This window comes from Hymenobacter humi (genome assembly GCF_042665855.1).
Lineage (GTDB): Bacteria > Bacteroidota > Bacteroidia > Cytophagales > Hymenobacteraceae > Hymenobacter > Hymenobacter humi.
In genome coordinates this window covers 17,690-39,538 of sequence record NZ_JBHTEK010000002.1, presented here as the reverse complement: position 1 = coordinate 39,538, position 21,849 = coordinate 17,690, and the positions used below count along the sequence as shown (strand labels likewise).

Below are 21,849 nucleotides of genomic sequence, written 5' to 3'. Positions count from 1 at the left end.
CCCGAGCTTTTCACCAGTCCGTTATGTCCCACCTCTCCTCGCTGCGAGGCGTGTTACGCCGCGCCCTGTTCTTTGTTTTCTGGCTCGGTGCCGGCGCTTACGGGGTCCGGGCCCAGGGCGTGCCCCCGGGCGAGGGCCTGGTGGCCGACTCGACCGAGCTGCGCGTGCTGCGCCATTTCTACGCCGCCACGGGCGGGCCGGCCTGGACCACGCGCACCAACTGGCTTACGGGCACCACCCTGGCCGAGGCCGGCACCTGGGCGGGTGTGACCGTCAGTGGCGGCGACGTCACCGGTTTGGTCAGCGGCAACAATAACCTGCAGGGCACGCTGCCCGCCGCCCTGGGCCAGCTCCGGGGCCTGACCGTGCTCGAGTGCTACACCGCCCCCGGGCTCACCGGCGCGATCCCCCGGCCCTGGGCCGCCTGGCCCGGCTGCAACGCCTGGTCTTCTCCTTCACCGGCCTGACCGGGCCCATCCCCGCCGAACTCGGCCAGCTCGGCAGCCTGACCTACCTCTCGCTGTATTCCAGCAAGCTCTCGGGCCCGATTCCGCCCGAACTCGGCAACCTGGGCCAGTTGCAGAGCCTGTACCTGGGCAACCACTACAACATCCCGCTCGGGCAGGGCAACGCCTACACCGGGGGCATTCCCGCCGCGCTGGGCAACCTGGCCAACCTGACCACCTTCGAGCCTGAGCGTGACCCCGATCGGGGGCCCCATCCCCGCCGCGCTGGGCAACCTGACCAGCCTGACGTTCCTCGAGCTCGACGGCGACCAGCTCACCGGCGCCGTGCCGGCCGCGCTTACGCAGCTGCCCAAGCTCACGGCCCTGTACCTGAACGCCAACCGCCTGACCCGGCTGCCGGCCTGGCCCGCGGGGTCGGCCACGGCGGCCCTGCGCTTGTACGCCCACAACAACGTATTCGACTTCGGCAGCCTCGAGCCCCAGTTCGAGGGCGCCGGCGACCCGCGCCAACTCGGGCTCAACTACGCCCCGCAAACCGCCCCGGCCGGCACGGACACGGTGCGCGCCCTGCCGGGGCAGGCGCTCACGCTGCGCCGCCCGCTCGGCGGCACGCGCACGCATTACCAGTGGCAGCGCCGGCAGGCCGGCGCCTGGCAGGACGTGGCCGGCGCGGCCGACTCGCTCTACGCCGTGGCCGCGGCCAGCGCCGCCGACTCGGGCGCCTACCGGGTGCGGGCCACCAACGACTGGGTCACCAACCTGACCCTGACCAGCAAGCCCCTGTACCTGGCCCTCGGCGCCGGCCCGGTGGGGCCCCGCAACCGGCCCGACGAGACGAACCCCGGCCTGGCGTTGGCTCCCTTGCGGGCCGGTGCGGACTCGGCGGCCAGCGCCCCGGCGGACGTCAACTTCGTGCGCACCTGGGTGCCGCGCGTGCCCCTGCTGCCCGTGGCCGCGCCCCGCCGCCGCCCGCGCCCACCCAGGTGATTTTGCGCGAGGAGTGGGCCAACGTGCCCGGTGGGGCCCTGGCCGACGTGCCCGTGCACCTGGCGCCGACCGGCACGGCTTATCTCAACCAGGCTCGAAGCCCCGGCCGCTTCGGGCTTCAACTACGCCGCCCGCGTGCGCGGCTACCTCGTCGCGCCCCTGACGGGGGCCTACACCTTCTGGATCGTGGGCGACGACGCCGCCGAGCTCTACCTGAGCCCCGACCAGGACCCGGCCCACAAGGTCCTGATTGCTTCCTGCCTGGACTACACCTCCTCCGCCCACGACTTCGACCGCTACCCCGCCCAGCGCTCGGCCACCATCCAGTTGCTGGCTAATCAGCGCTACTACGTCGAGGCCCGGCACAAGCAAAGCTGGGGCCCGGGCTACCTGGCCGTGGCCTGGACCCTGCCCACCGGCGCCCGCCAGGAACCTATCCCGGCCACGGCGCTTGAGCCGCTGCTGGACGCGCCCGCCGACGCGGCGCCCACGTGGCCGGTCAGCGCCGCCGCCCGCACCACGCAGTACCTCGACGGGCTGGGCCGGCCGGTGCAGACCGTGCAGCACGAGGCCTCCCCGAGCTGCGGGACCTGGTCCAGCCGCAGGCCTACGACGCGCTCGGCCGCGAACCCCGCCAGTACCTGCCCTACGCCGCCGACGTCACCGCCACCCCGGCCAACGCCGTGGGGCCGGCCGGCTTCCGCTACCGGGCCCTGACCGAGCAGGCCGCCTTCTACCGCAGCACGGGCGTGCCGGGCGGCGGGCAGGGACCGCCCGACCCCGACTTTGCGGGTCGGGGCGTGGCCCGCACGGGCCGGGCCTACGCCGAGACGCAGTTCGAGGCCTCGCCCTGAACCGGGTGCTGGCGCAAGGGGCGCCCGGCGAATCCTGGCAGCTGGGTACGGGCCACGCCGTCGGTCGCAGCGAGCGGCCCAACACGGACGAGGACTCGGTGCTCTGGTTCCGGCCCGGCTACGATCCGGCGGTGTTCGACCCGGGCTACCAGGGCGTGTACCCGGCCGGGGAGCTCTGGGGGATGGAAGTCGCCGACGAGAGCGACCACCATTACCGCACGATCGAGTGGAAAGACAAGCAGGGCCAGGTCGTGCTCCGGCAAGTCGAGGCCGCCCGCCCGGGCACGGGTTCCTCAGCAACCAGCCGTTGGCTGCGCACGGCCTACGCCTACGACGACTTCGGCCGCCTGCAGTACGTGCTCCCACCCGAAGCCGCCAAGCGCGTGCTGGCCACCGGCGTGCTGCCGGCCCCGCTGCCGGCGGCGGCCGCACCCTTCGTGTTCCGCTACCGCTACGACGGGCGTGGCCGGCAGATTGCCAAGCAGGTGCCGGGCACCGACGGCGAGACCGTCGTGGTCTACGACGCGCTGGACCGGCCGGTGCTCAGCCAGGACGCGCAGCAGCGCCTCCGGAAGGAGTGGAGCTGGACCAAGTACGACGCGCTGGGCCGCGTCGTGCTCACCGGCCTGGTCACGCGCGCCGACGGGGCGAGCCCGACCATCTTGCAGGCCGGGGCTGACGCCGACACGACCGCAGCCCGCCAGTACGAGCAGCGCACGGCCAATGCCGGCGCCTACCCCCAGTTCTACACCACGGATCGGGCCTACCCGCGCCTGGGCCAGGCGGGATTCGGCGCCGGGCTCGTGCTGGGCGTGAGCTACTACGACGACTACAACTTCAACTTCGACGCCCAGGGTACGGCCGATGCCGCCTATAACGCGGACACGAACTTCGCCTTTCCCGCCGGCACGGCCCCGTGGCCGACGCCCGCACCACGGGCCTGGTCACGCGCACCCGCGCGCGGCTACTGCACCGCCCGGCCGGGGACCCGGGGGCAAACTGGCTCACGACGACGACCTTTTACGACGCACGCGCCCGCCCCGTGCAGGTGCAAACCACCAACGCCCGCAACCGCGAAGGCCTGGTCACCACCCACCTGGACTGGACGGGCCAGCCGCTGCAGCGCGTGACCCTGCACCGCGGCCCGGACTACGAGCCGCTCATGGTGCAGGACTTCTTCGCCTACGACCACACGGGCCGGCTGCGCGCCACCCGCCAGCAGGTGGGCGCCGAAACCCAGCCCGTGCTGCTGGCGCGGCGGCGCTACAACGAGGTGGGGCAGCTCGTGGTCGACTCGCTGGCCACCGGGGCGCTGGCCCAGGCCGTGGACTACGCCTACAACCCGCGCGGCTGGCTCACGGGCCTCAACAACCCCCACGCGCCCGATCCGGCCGACTTGTTTAACCTGAGTTTGCACTACGAGCGCGGCTTCACCCGGGGCTACGAGCAGTACAGCGGCAACCTGACGGGCCAGACCTGGCGCGGCCGGGACGGGGTGCAGCGCGCCTACGGCTACGCCTACGACCCGCTCAACCGTTTACTGCGGGGCGACTTCGTGGCCCGGGCCGGCGCCTTGGCCCCGACGCCCGGGGCCTGGAACGCGGAGGAGGACCGCTTCCGCCTGTTTGGGCTGGGCTACGACGACAACGGCAACATTGGGCACCTGCAGCGCCGGGGCCTGCTGGCGCCGGCCACCCGCACGGCGCCGGCCCGGTTCGGGGCGGTGGACCAGCTCGCCTACACCTATCAGGGCAACCGGCTGCAGGCCGTCGACGACCAAATCACGGGCAACCAGCTCCCGCGCCCCACGGGTTATAATGGAGCACCGGCCTCGCGGGCCGGAGACTTCCAGGAACAAGGCGTGAAGCTGGGGCAGGAGTACAGCTACGATGCGAGCGGCAACCTCACGGCCGACAAGAACAAGGGCATTACCCGCATCTTGTACAACCACCTGAACCTGCCCCGGCAGGTCAAGTTCGGCGCCGGGGCCGACAGCGTGGTGTTTCGCTACGCCGCCGACGGGCAGAAAGTGGCCAAGCTCGTCTACCAGACCGGCAAGCCCACGCCGCAACGCACCGACTACCTGGCTGGCTTCCAGTACGAGGCCGACTCGCTCCGGTTCTTCGCCCACGCCGCCGGGCGCGTGCTGCGCTCCTACCCGCGCGACCCGGCCGGGCAGGTGCGCACGGTCACGACCCGCGAGTACACGGTGTCGGACCATTTGGGCAACCTGCGCCTGGCCTACCGTCCCGGCCAGCGCCTCACGTATAAGACGTCGCTGAACCTCGGGGACGCCGACCAGCACGGGCGCGAGGTGCGCCAGTTCGACTCGCTCAGCGTCTCGGCCCCCGTGGCGCAACAAGTGGGCAGCCTCTCCCGCACCGATACGTACGTGGCGCGGCTCAACGCCGGCGGCTCGGCCCCGCAGCCGCTGGGCCCGTTGAAGCAGCTGGCCGTGCAGAAAGGAGATACGATCACCCTGAGCGCCTACGCCCTGTACCCGCAAGCGGAACAACAGAGCTTCTGGTTCTCGCTCGCCTCCTTCCTCACCGGCCTGCTGCAGCCCGCCGCCGGCCAGCCCGCCCCGCCCGAGGCCGTGCGCCGCGGCGGCCTGCCCCTGCTGCAGATCGGCGTGGCCGCCGGCCTCACGGGCCTCGACCAGTTGCCCGGGGGCGTACCCAAGGGTTACCTGCGCCTGCTCGTCTTCAATAGTGATTCGGTACTGGTCGGCCAGCAGGTGCAGCAGATCACTTCCCTGGCGTTGAACAACTACCAGCCCCGGAGCCTGCAGCTCATCGTACCCCAGGACGGCTACGTGACCGCCTACGTGGCCAACGAGAGCGCCGTGGACGTGTTCTTCGACGACGTGAGCGTCGAGCTCCGCCAGGGCCTGCAAATCCAGGAAACCCAGTACGACCCCACAGGACTCGAACTGGCCGGGCTCCCCGGCAGCACGCCGGGCTTAAAGCCGCTGAACCAATACAAGTTCAACGGCAAGGAGTTCCAGACCGACCTGGGCCTGAGCTGGAACCACCAGGACTGGCGCTTCTTTGATGCCCAACTTGGAAGGTGGCACAGTGTCGATCGTAAAGCCGAAGAAGGCGGCCAGGAATCGTGGAGTACGTATCAATTCGGCTTTAACAACGCACTGCGATATAGCGATCCTGATGGCGAATGCCCACCGTGCATCATTGCGGCAATGCTCGCCATTCTTAGCACTGCCATGCCAGTCAACGCTCCCGGCCTCAATCAAGAAGTCAACCAGCGACAAATGGCGGAAGCCAAGGCTTCATACGATAATGGCATGCTAGGAGCGCTCATGCCCGCAGGCACAATCAGGACGGGATGGAGCGCAATAAATGGAGCGAGGAACGTTGCTAACCGATTTGAAAAAGCTGCTGAAGCAAGAGAAAACGGACAAATTCCAAACGCAAAAGCGGGTGCTTTGCGCGAAAAAGCGGCACAAACTGAATTGGAAAAAGCCAACCCAGGAGCTTCTGTGCAAAGAGAACGATTTTTGCGGGATAGCAATGGTAAAATTGCTAAAGATCCAGTTTCAGGTGAAGGCCGTAGAATAGACCATGCCGTTATAAAAGATGGAACCGTCACTGATTTGGTTGAAACTACTAGCCTTACTGCCCCTAAAGGAGCTCAAGCCGCAAAAGAAGCGCGGATTCGAGAGGCGGGCGGCACTTACATTCGTGACAAGGAAACACGCAAACTTCATGACGTAAAAGAAGTGCCAACAAGATTAGAACGAAGAGATTAAAAGATGGAAAAGGATTTCACGCTGTTCAAAGTATCCTGGTTTACTCAACGTCCAGGCGGCATAGAAAGCATAGAAAAAATTCATGCAAGACATCGGGCCTTAATAACATTCCTTCAAAATCATAATTTGACACTTCGAACAGTTCTCGAGCCTGAAGAGATTATTAATGATGAATCTTGCTTGATGCGTTCAGATTTGACAGATGAGGGTTTTAAACTTTATCAGAAAGCGGAGCAAAAATGGCTTCGTGGAATCGATCGTGGTAAAGACCCAACCGATATGGGTGTTTTTGAAAAAGAACTGGCAAAACTCAGATTTCTATCATCACACCCTTAAACTAAGTTTGCATGCGCACCCAAGGATTACCTTCGCCTGCTCGCCTTCAACAGCGACTATATCCTAGTTGAACAATATGTTCACTTGCTCGCGGAGGCCACATTAAGGGCATTCCTGTTTGATAATATATATCAAAAGGCCTGTGATATATTAAGCCCCATGCGATCCCAGGAGCCCCGGCCTCGCGGGCCGGGGACTTCTAGGAAGGAGGGGTGAAGCTGGGCCAGGAGTACGAGTACGACGCCAACGGCAACCTGACTCAGGATAAGAATAATGGGATCACGCGCATTTTGTACAACCACCTGAACCTGCCCCGGCAGGTCAAGTTCGGCAGCGGGGCCGACAGCGTGGTGTTCCGCTACGCCGCCGACGGGCAGAAAGTCGCCAAGCTCGTCTACCAAAGCGGGAAGCCCCGGTGCGCACCGACTACCTCGGCGGCTTCCAGTACGAGGCCGACTCGCTGCGCTTCTTCGCCCACGCCGCCGGCCGCGTGCTGCGCCAGTACGTGCGCGACCCCGCCGGGCAGGTCAGCACCGTCACGACCCGCGAGTACACCGTCAGCGACCACCTCGGGAACCTGCGCTTAGCGTATCGCTCCAGCCAGCGTGTGACGTATAAAAATTCCTTGAACCGTAGAATGTGGCAATACTTCAAAAAGCCGCCGTTTGGGGCCGAGGATTGCCAGCAGTGCACGCGTTATGAGGAGAGCATCAAAAGTTGTGGAGCCGTGGCAGACAGCACGGTGAGGATCAAGAAGCAGAAGCTTACCAATTGCAGCTACAGGTATTAAATATATGAGTAATTGCTAGCCGCATGGAAGCTCCTGAAAAACGCTACAAAACAGCTGACTCATGTAAGCACAAGCCCTAAAATCATATAGTGTACCGCGTACAGAAAACCGTACACGGTACACTAGTAGCATCTTCATAATCGGATAATTAGCAAAATGCGATAACTTCTCCGACAGCTCAATGGCTGAAGTTTGCCATGAATCATGGCATTTTATCTCGCTATCTCAATTTTGATCGACTTGCGTTGTTCACCTGTTTGCAGTACACAGTGGTACAACCCCTGAGGTAATTTGATAGCATCGAATTGTACTTCGTGCACACCTGCTGATTGTGATTGTGTATTGAGAAGTTTTTGAACGCTGCGGCCCATGATGTCCATAAGTTCGATACTCACTGTCGCCTCTTTGTTCAAAGTGTAGGAGATCTTACTTATCCCCGACGCTGGATTGGGCATGCACGTAAGTTGAATGGGGGTACTTGGATTGGTTAATCCCGCAGTTTTACCGGGCCGGGCTAACATCACCGGATTGTACGTATTGGGGTTGGTGCAAAACTGTTGTATCTGCGCTGATGTCTGCACCGCTACTTGGCGTGAGCATCCTGCCGGATAGTTTGGATTAGTTGCGCCCGCAATGCCTGCTTGGGTCACCGGAAAGTACGGCAAGTTAAACCCACCTTTTGCTTGGTAGTAGTAGCGGTCACCATAGCTGTATGAATTATTCGGATCCGGGCAGTCTTGAACATAAAATTGGTCAAACTGAAGGTTACCTGGGTCATTTGGCGAACGCGACACGTCGACCTTGTAAGTAGCCAAATAGATGATTGGTTGGGTATTAGCTGGGGCGTTGACCGGGTGAAAATTGCTTTTACTTTCAAATAAAGTTTAGGCTCCACATAATCAAAGCCTTGACTGTGGTTTTGCGCTACTGCAATGCTGGTGCTACCTAAGCAACCAAGGGGTAAAAATGGGGTCCGAAAGCGTTTGTCTGTTTCTTTTTCATACCCTATTCTGTTGTAATAGTCCGGCACTGTATTATTTAATAGACTCGGGTCACCAAAGGTGGCAGCAAACGTACCCAACCCAGTGCTTGCATTTTCAACGACTAGTGCTGCCTTTAAGTCAGTCAGTTGTAACCCAGCTGCAGGGTTGACGGCATATTTTAAATCGTTAACCAATCGATACTGTTTGACTCGGTCATCGTAAAGTCCTATGCTGCTAGTAACCGTTTCAGGTGCACATAGGGGATACCCATATTCGTCATAGCCGAGGTTACAGTTGGGATCGTACGAGGGATTCGCGGTTTCCACGCTTAAGACGCCATTTGTACGAGCATTTGCATAAACAACATACTCAATTTTAGGCGTTTCCAAAAGCGCAATCAATCCCAATACGTTGTCATAATTGGGTACGGCAGCGGTTCCATCGCTGAGTGAGCCTGGGGTTTTCAAAATCCGGTCACCTCGAGGAATAGACAAGTCTAATTTACCGGAAGCAGAACCTGTTAAGTCGAACTTAAGGTTTGCCTCAAATGCCATTGGGGCAGCTGATTTAGACTCCGACCTTCCCCTGCAAGTAGAAAGTCAAATATGCCCATCATCCCACCTAAGTATGGGATACTATTTCCCAACCTCATGATGTTTGTAAATGCATTAAGGTCAGCTGCAGCTGCTCCAGGATTAAGGGAGTTGTTAAAACCATTAATTGCCGCTGCTCCACTTGCAAAGTTAGCGTAGGTGTTATAGCCTTTTGTTCCCGATGAAATAAGGCCATTCACCCAATTGAAAACGGGGAAGTCTGATCCGTTAACGTTTACACCCGCGTTGCTTTTGATGACCTGTTTTATGTATCCCGTTCCATCTAGTTTAATAGCGAGGTTAGCGTCTGTGCTTTGGATTAATTCAAAAGTGAAGCGCAGGCGGGAGGAAAACATGCACGTGCAGGGGTCGTAAGCAACGGGAAAATCCGCAAACATCCAGAAGTCGGATTCATTCGTGTAGCGGTTAGGAACCCGCATGGAAATGTCCTTTGTAAAGCGGTCCACTGCTGGCATGATGGATTCGGCATGCGCCAGCAAAGCACTTGCTCGCTGTCCCGTTTTTTCAAATTGCAAGGATACGGTGGCGCCATTATTGGTCGCAGTAATAGGGTCGGTCACCAGAAAAAAGACCCTAATGGTTGCCGTATAACGGTTGTAAAGCGCAAAAAATGGATTAGTCACTGCCGTGGCGGGCAAAGCGACTCCACTGCCTAAATCTTTGACTAACAGTTCCCAACCATCTATAGGTTGGCAGTCTTTAACGGCTGCATTTTGAAGAAAAATGATGTTTTGGTTTTGGAGCGTGCTATTTGGCGAATAGAAGGGAGACGCTATGGTAGTGGGTTGAGGCCGGTTTTTAATGTAAGCATCCGTAAAGAACTGGGCGGTCCAATTCCACGTGTTGTTGCTAGCCGGCGAATTCCACTGAGTGGTAACCGTGTTAATGTTGTCTTGGCAAAGCTGAGCCCTTGACATGTGGGATGCCAATAGGCACACCGAGGCAAGAAAAAGCGAGTAGAGCTGTTTCATTTTATTGTGAAAAAAGTAAGAAATAGAAATGGCTATTTTCTGCGCCCGATGAATTTGTCGCGTAGGCGAGTTCCCGGCACTGCCTTTTTGGGGTCGCTGTAACTGTATTCAACGACTATTGCCCGCTTGTCCTTGCGGTCCAGTACTGCCTTACCTTCCAACGAGCCGGCACCGTACGCCGGATCAAAGGTGCCGCTGTAAGCAAACAGGGCAGTTGACCCTATTTTTAATTCATCCCTAAGGTTATAGGTACACCCTTCTGGCAGGTTTAAGAGGCTGTTATTCCGAATTTGTATGGTGTACTTTCGGCTGGGGTCAGATAAGGAATAGCCCTCATAATCCCCAAAAACAGGAGCTTCTTTGGCAGGTAGTACCACTAAGGTCTTTTGACCCATAACCTCTTTGCCGTCAACTGCGGCACAACCCGTGGCAGTGCCCGTGTTAACTTTGAGCCGGACGGTGACAGGCCCCACAGGGTTTTCAAAGAAGAGACGAATTGTGCGGCTTCTATATACTCTCGGGTCGGCCCCGACGGTCCACTCGTAGGTTACATCGACGCTATCCAAGGCCGTGAATAAGATAGGGATTGTGTTGGACGCACCAACTGTATCCACTTCGTACCGCCCAATAAGTTGCATACTCGCAACTCCAATTTCCTCCTGAATGGTAAACGCCGCCGTAGGAGGGGTCACCTTCGTACACGGAGCAGGGTCAGGAGTGCTTTGACAACTGCTTATAGTTAGGCCGAAGCCAGTCATTGCGGAAAGTAACCCCAGCCTTGAACGGATTTTAAGCATTTCTTACTTGGGGTAGACAAGTTAGTATATATACTTATTTATATTGTAAATATACTGTCCATATTTTTAAATTCACAAGAAAATATTGTAGTTTTTAAAATTATATGAAAATTAATATATTGTTTAACCTCTATAGTTTCCTGCACAACACTTTTTGGCCACGAAACCTGGTGAAGCTTGGGCATGTCTTTAAGCACAAGCTAGCGGCGGTGCGTATTGGATAATGGATAAAAAGGTTAGATTTGAGTATTGCCACTTTTCAATTTTCTACCATGCTCAAGTATCTTTTTTGCTTTTCATTGCTAGGGTTAACCGCTGCGCCAACGCTTGCTCAGACTACGTCTGTCGCTCCTTTAGTTTCAGTTTATCGCCATTGCCTTATAACAGGAAGGGATAGTGATTTTGCGGGCGTTCATTTAGAATATGGCCAAGAAGCGTCCCCTCCGGTGAACGACACACAACTTGCGCAGGACGATGCCATTGTTCGCAGAATGAGCTCCATGATGGCTGCATTGAATTATATGAGCAAACGCGGCTGGGAATGCATCGGTGTCAATACGGTTCCATCAGATGTGAGTACCACCACCGGGGTAGTCCATTCGACAACCAGTTATTTGCTGAGGCAACGTGTTCAATAGAGACTCTTTCTGATGATTTAGCGAATTAGGCGAGCACTGGATGTAGCCTTAAAGTCATTTCATCCCCCAATGTCACTAAAAGGCCAAAGTGTAAGGCAGGACAGTGAAAAGGCTTCCCTAGTTTTTGCTAATGACCTGTAGGAGACCCTAAGATTGGTGCCTTATACCTAGTTTTACATGTTGCAAACGAACGTTTACAACATGTAAAAGGCGTAGCTTTGGGGCGTTTTCTTCCCTCTTGTTCTGATTTGATGTCCCCGGCGCGCCGTTACACTCCTTATTATCGCGTCTCCACCCAAAAGCAGGGCAGTTCCGGTTTAGGCCTTGACGCGCAGCGGGCCGCCGTGCGGGCCTTCGTGCCGGACGCGGCCCAACTCGGAATTGAATTCGTGGAAATCGAGAGCGGTAAAAAGAACCAACGGCCGCAGCTGCTGGCCGCCATCGCCGAGGCCCGACGGGTAGGCGCAACGCTGCTCATTGCCAAACTGGACCGGTTGTCGCGGAATGCGGGTTTCATCTTTGCCCTCCGTGATTCGGGCGTAGATTTCGTCTGCTGCGACATGCCCGACGCAAATACCCTCACGGTGGGGTTGTTCGCCGTCATCGCCCAGCACGAGCGCGAAACCATCTCCAAACGCACGAAGGAGGCACTGGCGGCCAAGAAGGCGCGGGGCGTCACATTGGGGAGCCCGGCCAATTTCACGCCGGCGGTCATCGCCCAGGGCCAGGCCGCGATGCAAGCCAATGCCCGCGAACACCAAGCCAACCGGCAGGCTGCCCGGCTCGCGGGGCTGCTGCGCAGCCAGGGGTACACCTTGCAACAGGTCGCCGATGAGCTGAACCAAGCCGGCTACCGCACCCGCCGCGGCCGGACGTTCCATCCCACCACTGTCCAGCGGTTATTGCCGGTCCAACATAAGCTCACTGCGTAGCACACTAAGAAGGTCCGTTAAAGCAGTATTACCGATGTTACTAGTGTTACTCAAATAATCCATAAAGGCCTTTTTATGGCAGCGAGAGGGTAAAAATGCCTTAGGCCCTGAATATTTCCTGTCATCTTCGGGCGGCAACATCCACTCACTTGTTGCCATAACCACCGTTTTTGTATACAGCAACGCCCACCATGGATACACGGCGGGCGTTCTGGTCTTTTACTGGGCAGCCGCATAATCAGGCCCGACTGAGGGTTGTTCCTGACTACCAAACCACCTGTTTCGCCGCTAGGCTGGAAACGCGCTCAGGTACTCAACGCCGACAAGATACAACGATTTAGAAAGTTACTGTTTTTGTGAATGCTTATGCCCGTTAATAAGCCCAGGTCTTTTAAAGGTGCGGTGCTTGGAATCGACTTTGGTAAGCACTGATGCATGCCGAGCAGCTAACTAGGGTGTCGAGGAATTCGGTTTGGCGCTCCCCGCGTAGCGTTTCAGCATCAACGGCGTCATAAAGCCTCGTTAACCCTGTTGAACTTTGCGTAGGGTTACAAAGCGACCTGTCCGGCCCTAGTGCTGGAAAATACGGGTTCTCGTAAAGGTGCGGCTCAGTGGCAGAAATGTGAAAATGCGCTCCTAAACGGATGGGACTCGGCTGCGGCGACGTATTCATAATCTGGAAGTGTTATCGTATGGTAAGCCCTTAAAGCTAACGCACTCGGTTTAAGGATGTGGATTTAACTACACCGCGCCTGTCTCTTTTTGAATCGACAACCACGCATCGGCATCCATTCCGTTCATGTACTCCTTTTACAGATGCTTCAGGAAAGCTTTGCGGGCCTCCTCAGTGCTTAAATCCAGTTTTAGATCACCCGCAGGAGTGGTTACCACGCGCACGCTGTGTTCAACGTTGCGCTTAGGCCTAAAGGTGAAAGGCCCTTCAGTTGTCAGGTTTTCCACTGCTTACTGCAACGCGTAGACCTCAAATCCTTCCAGCCCAACCGATTGAAGCCATATGCGAAAATCGGTAGTTCGTGTCCGGTTGCGTATCATAAACAAAGTGCATTTGGTCTACACTAGGATTGTTGCTTAGGGGCTAGGCAAAGCCTATTATCACTTTATAGAGACCGCTACAGGGGCCTGCTAATAAGCAAAATGTGGAGGTTTATGCTGCTTGCAAAGTGATCTTACTGAGGTCTTGAAGAGCTTTAAGTTTAGCTTGGCCCCTTCGCATCCACTCCACCACGATGGGTTGATATTCTGGAAATTCAAGTTCTCTGAATACTAATTGGTATTCAGCACAGAGGGCAGGTGCCTCCGCTTGGAACAGCAAATAGCGTTCGGCTAATAAAGACGCGCTCGGAATAAGTCGGCCATCCTGCTGCTTTGCATACGGCCGGAGCCAGTCGCGGACGCAGGCGATTATAAGCGCCGGGTTGTTGTTGTGACTCCGGGGTCCTCGCCGCCCAGGTCGGTAATGTGTTGTTTGTACCGGTGAGGGTCGCTGTCAAGAACGAGATATTCTTTTAGCTGGTCATGCGCATGCCCAAACTGGCGGCAGCCCATGAACAGGCCCAATTCCAGGGGCATGTTGTTGCGAGGCATCTTGCCAATGTCGATGCGCGAGAGGTCGTGGATGCCGAAGCGGCATTCGCCGATGAGGTCCATGATGCGTTGTAGGCGATTAGTCTGATTATTGTCCTCTAAAGCGCACTGCGCAGCAAAACCACAGGCGTGGATGGTAAACACCATCGCCCGGAACAGCTCTTTAAAATCCTCATCAAAGGGGCAGTTGATAAAAACGTTATAATCGTAATCCGCGGGTTTTGTGCGGTGAATGGTCTTACGGCGATTCTTCATGTAGCCAACACAGCTATTTCTTGCGGGAAGTAGGTTTGCGGGCTGGAGCGGCCACTTTTTTAGGGGCAGCAACCTTCTTTGGTGTGGCCGCTTTCTTGGGCAAGCCCGTGCTGCCCGCGCGTACGGCCGGACCACCGTACAGGCGTTGGTATTCTGCTCGCAGGGTACCCAGCTTTTTGTCGCTCCGGGCATCTGTCCCGTCCGGATTGCGAATAGCCCCTTTGTCAAGGCCTAGCCTTTTTTCTAAATTACCGATTTTGATGTCGGATCGGACTTTACGGGGCGGCATGGATAATGAGTAGAAAGCACGAAAAACATTAGCGTAATACAGCCATTACGTGGGTGGAAAGATAATCATTTGTATAAAAGGCCATCGGTGCTGAAATGATAAATAGTTGAAAAAGCTTTGAAATCAACTTTTACCTATCTGTACCCTTTCTGAGTTTGTATTAGGTCTAACCCTCATTTCGCTGAGTCAGCCCGGCGAATACCTGCGCGGCATCTAACGAGCTTGGACATATAACGCAAAGGCCGAGTTAGTCGAAGTGCCCTTAAAAATGGTCAAATGCATCAACAACGATTACGAGGGCTGAGTAGCTGGGATGATGGCACGCCTATCGGTGGGTAAATCCCCTGTTTTTCAATCCCAGAATCTGCGTTTATGTAAGGGTAGTTATGGCAGGCAGTGATCTGGTATCACAGCCCGCAAAGACCAAGGAGAAGCCTGGGTAAGGCTTAGGGTAATTCTATTCCCCGCTACTACAAGTAAGGACGCATAGAGCATGGGGTTGCGTTATTGAACGATAAGTTTTAACTTTGCGTAATACAAAGTGTATACACTTTGTATTTGCAGCTAACATGGCGATGAAGTACCTCTCTAACTAGCGCAGCGGCCTGGAATTTGATTTTCTGACTTTTATGTACTATCTTTGCAGGAAGTATATATACTTCCTGCTTTTCGGTATGTTCAACCGCTGCTATGGCCGGTAAATCACGGTTTGTTATCGCAGAAGCCCGAATACGGGCGTTCTTTAAGCAGCATCCTAAGAAGGCCTTTACCAAGCTGCAACTGATTGCCGTGCTGGAGGAACAACGGGCGACCTGGAACATTGCGCCGACCACTACGGAGGAAAAGCTGATTGACCAGCTGCTGGCCAAGGAGATGTTGCAGAAGATAAAGCTTCAGTCCGACGGGTACTTGCCCTCGAAAGAGCTCTATGTGCAGGATGAGTTTTCGGTGTTGCACATCGCCACGGCGTTGGCTCCCAGAGCTTACCTGTCGCATTACTCGGCCGTGTGGGCGAACGGCTTAACCACGCAGATACCGAAAATTATCTACGTGACGTTTGAGCAGACCAAGAAGCCCCAGCGGGAGTCGTCCTTGACGCAGGCTGGCATTGACGCGGCTTTTGCCAAGCCTCAGCGCCGCACCACGGCCAGCGTCCGCTACGGTGACTTTACGTTTATGGTGCTCAACGGCGGTTTTACGAACCGCCTGGGCGTACATCAGCTGGACGGCATTCCCACCACCAACGTGGAGCGCACCCTGCTCGACAGCACCGTGCGGCCCGGCTACGCGGGGGCGTTTCAGCCGTCTTGGAGGCCTACCGCAATGCCCTGGGCAAGCTCTCGTTAAATAAGTTGGTGGCTACGCTGGACGCGTTGGATTTCATCTACCCCTACTTCCAAGCGGTGGGGTTCTATCTGGAGCGCGCCGGCTACCAGGGCAAGAAGTTAGATGAGTTGCGGGAGCGTCCGAAGGCGTTCGATTTCTACCTAACGTACGACATGGAGGAGAAGGATTATTCCACTGACTGGCGGCTTTACTTTCCTAAAGGGCTATAATTCCGCCAAAGGCGTTCATCACGTAGTTGAAATAGAAGTCAAAATCCTGCACTTCTTCCGTTTGGGAAACCGTCGCCCGGACGTTCTCCCAGTCGTCGCGGTGGATGGCCTTGTGGTGGCGCATCTGCTGTAGAAACGCCAGCGGCACGCGCTTGGCGTCGAAGACGTGTTGCAATAGCGCCCGGCTCTCGGCGGAGCGGCAGGTGACCCCTTGGGATTCCATGATTAAGTGAATGTCGTAGAAGTCCCGTGCCCGTGCCCTTGGGGTATGAGAAGGAATTATCTCGGCGTACTGCGGCAGTTGCTGGCAAATGGCCCGCACTTTCTCGAATACAATCATTTCCGCCGTGTATACATACACGGTGTAGCCATCCACTTTAATGAGACGCTTGCTGCCTTCGCCCGTGTACTCGAACTTGCTGAACTCGATTTGAAACTTCGAGGAATTGTTGGGGCGCAGGGGGATAAAATTCCGTCGCTGCGCTTTGGGATTCGCAGTCGACCGGTCGAACACGTGCTGCTCAACCACTTTGAACTCAACCAGGTAACCACCCCAAAAATCAGCCACATGGGGCTTGACTTTGGGCTTGATGACAAAGTTGTATTCCAGCACCACGTAGCCGTTTTCGGCGTAGGTCTGCACCAGCGTTTTTTCAATTCTGTCCCTAATGGCTTGGAGATCTTCCAAAAAGTCGCCGTCGGCCAGGGAAAAGTCCAAGTCAAAGGAAGTGCGCGAAACCGCGCCCTGCTGGTCACTGTAGGCCAGGTCGATGGCATTGCCCCCTTTAGCACAATGGCTTCACTCAGCTCGTCATCGGAAGCGAGGGCAATAAGGGCGAGGTGCTTGATTTTGTTGACGACATCGATATCCATAGGGAGAGCTTAGAAGCGCGGTAGCTTGACTACTGCACCGGCAAAATTAGCCGAATTTCGGAGGCCCTACTGACAGAAGTGGTAACACGGATAACAATAGTAACATTGGTAATACTGGTAATACTGGTAACACCGGTAATAGTGGTAACACTGGTAACACCGTTAATAGTGGCCTCGAAAGCCAAGCCGGTAGAATTATACTGCTTGAGCCAATCTATCTGTTGAAAAAAGCGCCTCCACATTGCTCATTCAACGAATTACAGTTGGGTGTCGGCTCGTGGTGAGCCAATCATGAGCCAATCAACTGGTGCTCCGTTCCGGCCCCGCGGGTCCCGGTTTCCTGCAGGTAGCCGCCCTTCTCCAACTCGCCCAGGTAGCGCGTAGCCGTGGGCTTGTTCACGCCCAGCTGCTGCTGCACCACGGTGTTGGTGATGCTGCCGTGCTGCCCGGCGTGTAGCAGCACCGGAACCTGTCCCGCGCACACGCCCTGCCGCTAGCATTGCGTTGGTCGGCTGGTTGCCGCTTGCAACTCGGCCACGCTGAGGGAGGCCAACGGGAGGGCAATAGCCAAGCCGGACCCGTGCACCACGTCATTGGCCCATGCGGCCAAGTCCGCCGCGTACACCATCCGTTGCCCGGCGCTGTTCTGATACTCCGTCTTGCCCTCCATGAACACGGCCAGGTTGGGGCGTAATGCCGCAGGTATGTCGGAAAAGGCTTGGTCAGTGGAGGCCGCTAGCAGGGACTCTAAATAGGTGCGCAGGGCTAGATAAGCCGCGTGGTGTTCAAATGGCATGAGGCAAAATCAGAAATCTACTAGAAAGTCCTTCACCTAAATTTAGGCGTTATAAGCCTTTTTAATGGTTTAGAAGGTTTTCAAGTAGAGTAACACTGGTAACATAGGTAATACGAGTAACATTAGTAACACCAGTAACATTCGGTTGCGTATGTTTGCGGCATGAGCAAGATTCTGGCGTTTACAAATCAAAAGGGAGGAGTTGGCAAAACCACGTCCACAGCCAACGTGGGGGCCGGGCTGGCCCGCGCCGGCCAGCGGGTGCTGCTGGTGGATTTAGACCCTCAGGCTAACCTGACCAAAGGCTTGGGTCTGATCGACGCCGAGCAGAACGTGTACGGTGCCCTGCTGGGTGAGTACCGTCTGAAAGCGTACTCGCTGCACGAGAACCTGGCCCTGGTGGCCGGTTCCCCGGCCCTTTCCGGCTTCGAGAAAGTGAAAGGCGACGAGCTGGACCGCGAGTTTTTGCTCAAGGAGCTGCTTGAACCCGTGCGCGAGCGCTGCGACTACATTCTGCTGGACTGCCCCCCGCCTTGGGCCTGGTTACCCTCAACGCCTATGCCTGTGCCCAGGCGCTTTATGTTCCGCTGGAAGCCCAGATGTACGCGGCCGACGGCTTGGAAAAGGTGTTGGAGCTGGTGGGCCGGGTCCGGCGGCGGCTAAACCCGGAGCTGTCGGTGGGCGGCATCTTCTTTACCCGGCACGACGGCCGCAAAATACTGCGCCGGGAAACCGCCGAGGAACTGCGAGCCCTCTACCCGGGCCTGGTGCTGACCAGCTTCATCCGCGAGAGCATTGCCTTGGGCGAGGCACCGCACCTGGGCCAGGACATTTTCACTTACGCCCCGCAGAGCGCCGGGGCTACCGACTACCAGGCGCTGGTCGCCGAAATCCTCACGCGTTAATCCGATCCCTTCCATGGCCAAAACGTTCAAGAACCTGCCCCGCCCCGGCGACCCCAAGGCCGCCAAGCCCACGTCGGAACGCGACTTTTTCGACCTTAGCGACGAGCATGAGCCGGTGGAAAAGCCAGCAGATAAGCCAGAAAGGGCAAGTAACATTGGTAATACCAGTAACACACGTAACACCAGTAACACCCCAACGGTAACGATTGAGGCTGCTGGGTTGGAGCCTGGGCCTGCCAGCCCGGCTGCTCCGGCGGATGGGGTGCGCCAAACGTTCGTGGTAAGCCGGGGGCACTTGGAGCAACTGCGCGACTACGTTCACGCCCGCCGCACTCAGGGCGAGTACACCTACTCGCAGAAGCAGGCGCTGCAGGAGGCGTTAGATTTGCTCTTCGCTGGCGCCGCGCCGGCCCCACCGCGGCCGGCGCAGGCCCGCGCGCAGGAGCAGCAGCGTCGGCAGCGCATTCAGCAGGGCCGACGACCGGAGGTTGGAAATAGCTAGGTATGGCTAGTTCGATTGGTCAGGCTCCAACTGGCTGCTGGCAACGATGAGGCCCAGTTAGCCACCATATGAGTTAGCACAGACGACATTACGGGACGCTCCGACACTATGCAGGCAGCCGGCGCAGGCTGCTCAGTGGAGCCTTCTTAAAGCAGGGGCTAAGAGCCTATTTACTTCGCAGTGGAATAAACCCTTAAATACTCCTATTCGAATCTTGGCAATCGTTGATTTTGCGGACTTAGCCCATACTGGTGCCACAAAAAACGCCTCTCTTAGCAATCCAAGAGAGGCGTTTTTGTGTGATAACGAAGCTGACTACTACTCGGCTACGACAATTCGTTCAACTTTGTGTTGAGTAGCCGTATGTAGTGTGCAGTAGTAGATGCCGGCCCGAAGCCCGGTGAGACCTGCAGTGACTTCAAAAGTACCCGCAGGGGATTGTGACTGGTCAACTACAGTTCGGACTTCTCGGCCTAGTGCATCGCTCAAAATCAGGCGTACCCGACCAGGCTGAGCCACCTGGTAGCTTAAGCGAACTGAACCCGTCGCGGGGTTGGGGAAGGCTTGCAGAACAGTGCCTTGACTAGGGACACTGCCAGCAACCGCCGCTTTGCCCTTCCCTGCGGGACGAGTCAGTACTATAGCCTGCTTATACTTGGTGCCTTGGCACACTGCGTCAATAGCAGCGGGAGTTGCTTGAGACAACACGCCGCAGGAAGCTACGGGCAGAGATGCGTAACTGGCCACCGCGCTCGTCGTGACCGGGTAACGGGCTACAAACAGCACGTTTTGTTGTGTGGCCGTCGCGGCGACCGGCCGCAGGTTAAGCATCACCTTTAAATACGCAGTTTTATAAACAAATTCCTGGCTCAAGTCGCCTGTTCCACCCAACGCTTCAGTAGTGAAGATAGTATTTTTGATGCAGGCCGCATCCTGGTATTCGGTTCGATACAGGTAATTGAAGCTCCCATCGGGTTGCACTACAGAGCCTTCCAAGGTGTATTCGCCTCCGAAAGGCTCCACTTCGTTACCTTCCACGATCAATGCAACTTTAAAATCTTGCACCGTAAGCCCAGCGGCGGGGTTAATGACGTACTGCAGGTCCTCGGCCAGACGGAAGGAACGCACGATGTTGCGAGAGCGGTCGGGGTTAGTGGTCGTGGCGGCCTTAGTTTGAATAACTGGTTTTTTAACAAACTGAAGACACCCATGGCCTCGTTATAGTACGGGACATTTTCCGGAATGCTAACGGATATGCGATTGCCGGGATTGTGAAAAGGGGTGGTGTTGTATAAACTAGGCGCAGAAATGGTTCCGGTGGTAGTAGTGGCCATCTCAATGGCCATGGGTTGCATGCTTACTGGTTGTGGTCCTGCATCCTGGCCACCGCCCATAAAGTAGTCGAGCATGCTGACCGCAGCTCCAATATAAGGCAGCGCCGCCAAGCCACTCTTCAAGAACCCTCCCGATTTAAGGTCGGAATTAAGGGTAGACAGTTGGCTTGCCTTAGCTGGATTTTGGGCAGAAAGTTTGTTAGTAAATTTGTCGATGTTGTCGTAAGACTTGCCACCCGCTGCTAATACCCCGTTCACTTTTCGTATGAATGGGATGCCTTTGTCAAAATCTGAGCCTGTTGTGCTCGTGCCGCTCCCCGCCGTCACCAAGGACCCGGTCGTGTTCCCAATAAGGTTGACATTTGCTTGGGAGATCAAACTCACGTTGAGGTGGTCTAGCTAAGCCGGACACAATTGGGACGTTGTTTGAAGATGGGTTTCGAAGTGGTTGGGTGAGCAGTAGCCAAGGGCAGAATGACGCCGTTCGGCATTGTAATAGGCGATGTGGTGGCTGATTTCGAGCTTCGCTTCCGCCAAGCCGGGGAAACTGCCGCCGTCGAGTAATTCGGCCTTGAAACGGCTCCAAAAGGATTCGGCGTGGGCGTTGTCGTAGCAGTTGCCGCGCCGGCTCATGCTTTGCTGCGCGCCGTGGCGTGCCACCAGGTCCTTAAAACGGGTGGCCGTGTACTGGCTGCCCTGGTCGGAGTGCACGACCAGCCCGGCCGCGGGCCGGCGCACGACCAGGGCCCGGCGCAGGGCCTCGCTGACCAAGTCTTCGGGCATGGTGTCGCGCACGTCCCAGCCGACGATTTTACGCGAGCAACGGTCCAGCCACACGGCCAGGTAGAGCCAGCCGCCGCCCTGGCGGGGCAGGTAGGTAGGTGATGTCGCCGACCCAGACCCGGTTCGGGGCGGTGGGGCCGGCTGGCCGAGCAAGCGGTTCGGGGCGGCGCGCACGGCCGGGTCCGAGTCCGTGGTGCGGGGCACAAACGAGCGGGGCTGCTGGGCCCGCAAGCCGTGCGCGTGGAGCACGCGGCGGATGCGCCAGCGGCCCACCGCGTGGCCCTGGGCCTGCACCTCGGCCCGCAGCCGGCGCGTGCCGTAGCGCTGCGCATGATAGGCAAAGGCCTCGCGCACGGCCACTTGCCACGCCGGTTCGGGCACGGGCTGGCCCTGCTGCCGGTGCCAGGCATAGTACGCGCTGGGCGTAACCTGCAAGGCCTGGCAGAGCTGGCGCACGGGCACTTGCTGCTGGCGCTGGGCGATGTGCTGGTAGGTGCTCACCGGGTCGGCTGGCCGAAGATGACCAAGGCTTTTTTAAAATATCGAGTTCCTGCTCGGCCCGTTTCAGTCGGGCCCGCAGGGCGCGCACTTCCGGGTCACGCGCCACTTCTTCGCTGCCCACTTCGGCCACGAGCCTGGGCCTGCTGCCAGCGGTAAAGCAGCTTGGGGCTGATGCCCAGCTGCCGGGCCGCGGCCTGCGTGCTGCGGCTCTCGCCGGCCAGACGAAGGGCTTCCGTCTTAAACGCCTCGTCGTACTTGCGTCGTTTGTCGGGCGACGACCCGCTCTTTTTGGCTGTCATCACAGAAGAAATA

The 21,849-nt window shown here is 57.5% G+C and carries 20 protein-coding genes and 4 pseudogenes; 13 read left to right on the top strand and 11 right to left on the bottom strand.

Annotated elements, in window-relative coordinates; translation table 11 throughout:
- Positions 1-23 precede the first annotated feature (23 nt).
- From ACFQT0_RS26320 to ACFQT0_RS26285, 7 genes and pseudogenes are all read left to right on the top strand, one after another.
- Entirely contained in the window at positions 24-467 is a 444-nt protein-coding gene (locus ACFQT0_RS26320; protein WP_380206227.1) for a hypothetical protein, read from the top strand.
- Between the two features lie 231 nt (positions 468-698).
- On the top strand, positions 699-1,454 hold the full coding sequence (locus tag ACFQT0_RS26315; protein WP_380206226.1) for a hypothetical protein: 756 nt from the start codon (positions 699-701) through the stop codon (positions 1,452-1,454).
- Between the two features lie 30 nt (positions 1,455-1,484).
- A pseudogene (locus tag ACFQT0_RS31780) lies at positions 1,485-2,308 on the top strand (DUF6443 domain-containing protein).
- A 5-nt stretch (positions 2,309-2,313) separates the two neighbouring features.
- Positions 2,314-3,438: a hypothetical protein gene (locus tag ACFQT0_RS26300; RefSeq protein ID WP_380206192.1), complete on the top strand. Its 1,125-nt coding sequence runs from the start codon at positions 2,314-2,316 to the stop codon at positions 3,436-3,438.
- A 32-nt stretch (positions 3,439-3,470) separates the two neighbouring features.
- The gene (locus ACFQT0_RS26295) at positions 3,471-6,077 is read left to right on the top strand and encodes an RHS repeat-associated core domain-containing protein (RefSeq protein WP_380206242.1); all 2,607 of its coding nucleotides are present in this window, start codon (positions 3,471-3,473) and stop codon (positions 6,075-6,077) included.
- A gap of 3 nt (positions 6,078-6,080) precedes the next feature.
- Complete coding sequence (locus ACFQT0_RS26290; RefSeq protein ID WP_380206224.1) at positions 6,081-6,413, top strand: hypothetical protein; 333 nt, start codon at positions 6,081-6,083, stop codon at positions 6,411-6,413.
- A gap of 415 nt (positions 6,414-6,828) precedes the next feature.
- Entirely contained in the window at positions 6,829-7,203 is a 375-nt protein-coding gene (locus tag ACFQT0_RS26285; protein ID WP_380206223.1) for a hypothetical protein, read from the top strand.
- A 212-nt stretch (positions 7,204-7,415) separates the two neighbouring features.
- Here ACFQT0_RS26285 and ACFQT0_RS26280 read toward each other — a convergent pair whose 3' ends face one another.
- From ACFQT0_RS26280 to ACFQT0_RS26265, 4 genes are read right to left on the bottom strand one after another with little or no spacing between them, the layout of a single operon-like run.
- The gene (locus ACFQT0_RS26280; RefSeq protein ID WP_380206222.1) at positions 7,416-7,853 is read right to left on the bottom strand and encodes a T9SS type A sorting domain-containing protein; all 438 of its coding nucleotides are present in this window, start codon (positions 7,851-7,853) and stop codon (positions 7,416-7,418) included.
- On the bottom strand, positions 7,850-8,740 hold the full coding sequence (locus ACFQT0_RS26275; RefSeq protein ID WP_380206221.1) for a hypothetical protein: 891 nt from the start codon (positions 8,738-8,740) through the stop codon (positions 7,850-7,852). The genes ACFQT0_RS26280 and ACFQT0_RS26275 overlap by 4 nt, the downstream gene beginning before the upstream one ends.
- A complete protein-coding gene (locus tag ACFQT0_RS26270; protein ID WP_380206220.1) occupies positions 8,707-9,771 on the bottom strand; it encodes a hypothetical protein in 1,065 nt (354 codons plus the stop codon). Before ACFQT0_RS26270 ends, ACFQT0_RS26275 begins: the two co-directional genes overlap by 34 nt.
- A gap of 32 nt (positions 9,772-9,803) precedes the next feature.
- Entirely contained in the window at positions 9,804-10,337 is a 534-nt protein-coding gene (locus ACFQT0_RS26265) for a hypothetical protein (protein ID WP_380206219.1), read from the bottom strand.
- Positions 10,338-10,840: 503 nt separating this feature from the next.
- Between ACFQT0_RS26265 and ACFQT0_RS26260 the strand changes: the two genes are divergently transcribed.
- Together ACFQT0_RS26260 and ACFQT0_RS26255 are read left to right on the top strand one after the other, a co-directional pair.
- The gene (locus ACFQT0_RS26260; RefSeq protein ID WP_380206218.1) at positions 10,841-11,206 is read left to right on the top strand and encodes a hypothetical protein; all 366 of its coding nucleotides are present in this window, start codon (positions 10,841-10,843) and stop codon (positions 11,204-11,206) included.
- A 251-nt stretch (positions 11,207-11,457) separates the two neighbouring features.
- Positions 11,458-12,138: a recombinase family protein gene (locus tag ACFQT0_RS26255; protein ID WP_380206217.1), complete on the top strand. Its 681-nt coding sequence runs from the start codon at positions 11,458-11,460 to the stop codon at positions 12,136-12,138.
- A 1,422-nt stretch (positions 12,139-13,560) separates the two neighbouring features.
- On the opposite strand, the gene ACFQT0_RS26250 is transcribed toward ACFQT0_RS26255, so the two are convergent.
- Positions 13,561-13,998, bottom strand: coding sequence for a hypothetical protein (locus ACFQT0_RS26250; RefSeq protein WP_380206216.1), 438 nt, complete (start codon positions 13,996-13,998; stop codon positions 13,561-13,563).
- A gap of 1,078 nt (positions 13,999-15,076) precedes the next feature.
- Between ACFQT0_RS26250 and ACFQT0_RS26245 the strand changes: the two genes are divergently transcribed.
- Positions 15,077-15,634: a hypothetical protein gene (locus tag ACFQT0_RS26245; RefSeq protein WP_380206215.1), complete on the top strand. Its 558-nt coding sequence runs from the start codon at positions 15,077-15,079 to the stop codon at positions 15,632-15,634.
- Positions 15,595-15,843 (top strand): hypothetical protein, encoded by a 249-nt coding sequence (locus ACFQT0_RS26240; protein ID WP_380206214.1) that lies wholly within the window; start codon positions 15,595-15,597, stop codon positions 15,841-15,843. The genes ACFQT0_RS26245 and ACFQT0_RS26240 overlap by 40 nt, the downstream gene beginning before the upstream one ends.
- On the opposite strand, the pseudogene ACFQT0_RS26235 reads toward ACFQT0_RS26240, so the two are convergent.
- From ACFQT0_RS26235 to ACFQT0_RS26225, 3 genes and pseudogenes are all read right to left on the bottom strand, one after another.
- Positions 15,830-16,618: pseudogene (locus ACFQT0_RS26235) on the bottom strand (nucleotidyl transferase AbiEii/AbiGii toxin family protein); the annotation flags it as partial. The gene ACFQT0_RS26240 and the pseudogene ACFQT0_RS26235 sit on opposite strands and share 14 nt — an antisense overlap.
- A gap of 387 nt (positions 16,619-17,005) precedes the next feature.
- Positions 17,006-17,200, bottom strand: coding sequence for a helix-turn-helix domain-containing protein (locus tag ACFQT0_RS26230; protein WP_380206213.1), 195 nt, complete (start codon positions 17,198-17,200; stop codon positions 17,006-17,008).
- 9 nt (positions 17,201-17,209) lie between these two features.
- The gene (locus ACFQT0_RS26225; protein WP_380206212.1) at positions 17,210-17,512 is read right to left on the bottom strand and encodes a hypothetical protein; all 303 of its coding nucleotides are present in this window, start codon (positions 17,510-17,512) and stop codon (positions 17,210-17,212) included.
- Between the two features lie 162 nt (positions 17,513-17,674).
- On the opposite strand from ACFQT0_RS26225, the pseudogene ACFQT0_RS26220 reads away from it, so the two are divergent.
- Both ACFQT0_RS26220 and ACFQT0_RS26215 read left to right on the top strand, forming a co-directional pair.
- Positions 17,675-18,417 (top strand): annotated as a pseudogene (locus ACFQT0_RS26220) (ParA family protein).
- 13 nt (positions 18,418-18,430) lie between these two features.
- The gene (locus tag ACFQT0_RS26215) at positions 18,431-18,919 is read left to right on the top strand and encodes a hypothetical protein (RefSeq protein WP_380206211.1); all 489 of its coding nucleotides are present in this window, start codon (positions 18,431-18,433) and stop codon (positions 18,917-18,919) included.
- A gap of 318 nt (positions 18,920-19,237) precedes the next feature.
- Here ACFQT0_RS26215 and ACFQT0_RS26210 read toward each other — a convergent pair whose 3' ends face one another.
- The 3 genes and pseudogenes from ACFQT0_RS26210 to ACFQT0_RS26200 form a co-directional block, all read right to left on the bottom strand.
- Positions 19,238-20,047, bottom strand: a complete 810-nt coding sequence (locus tag ACFQT0_RS26210) for a T9SS type A sorting domain-containing protein (protein ID WP_380206210.1) — start codon at positions 20,045-20,047, stop codon at positions 19,238-19,240.
- A gap of 605 nt (positions 20,048-20,652) precedes the next feature.
- Positions 20,653-21,543: pseudogene (locus ACFQT0_RS26205) on the bottom strand (IS3 family transposase); the annotation flags it as partial.
- An 89-nt stretch (positions 21,544-21,632) separates the two neighbouring features.
- On the bottom strand, positions 21,633-21,836 hold the full coding sequence (locus ACFQT0_RS26200) for a transposase (protein ID WP_380206209.1): 204 nt from the start codon (positions 21,834-21,836) through the stop codon (positions 21,633-21,635).
- Positions 21,837-21,849 lie beyond the last annotated feature (13 nt).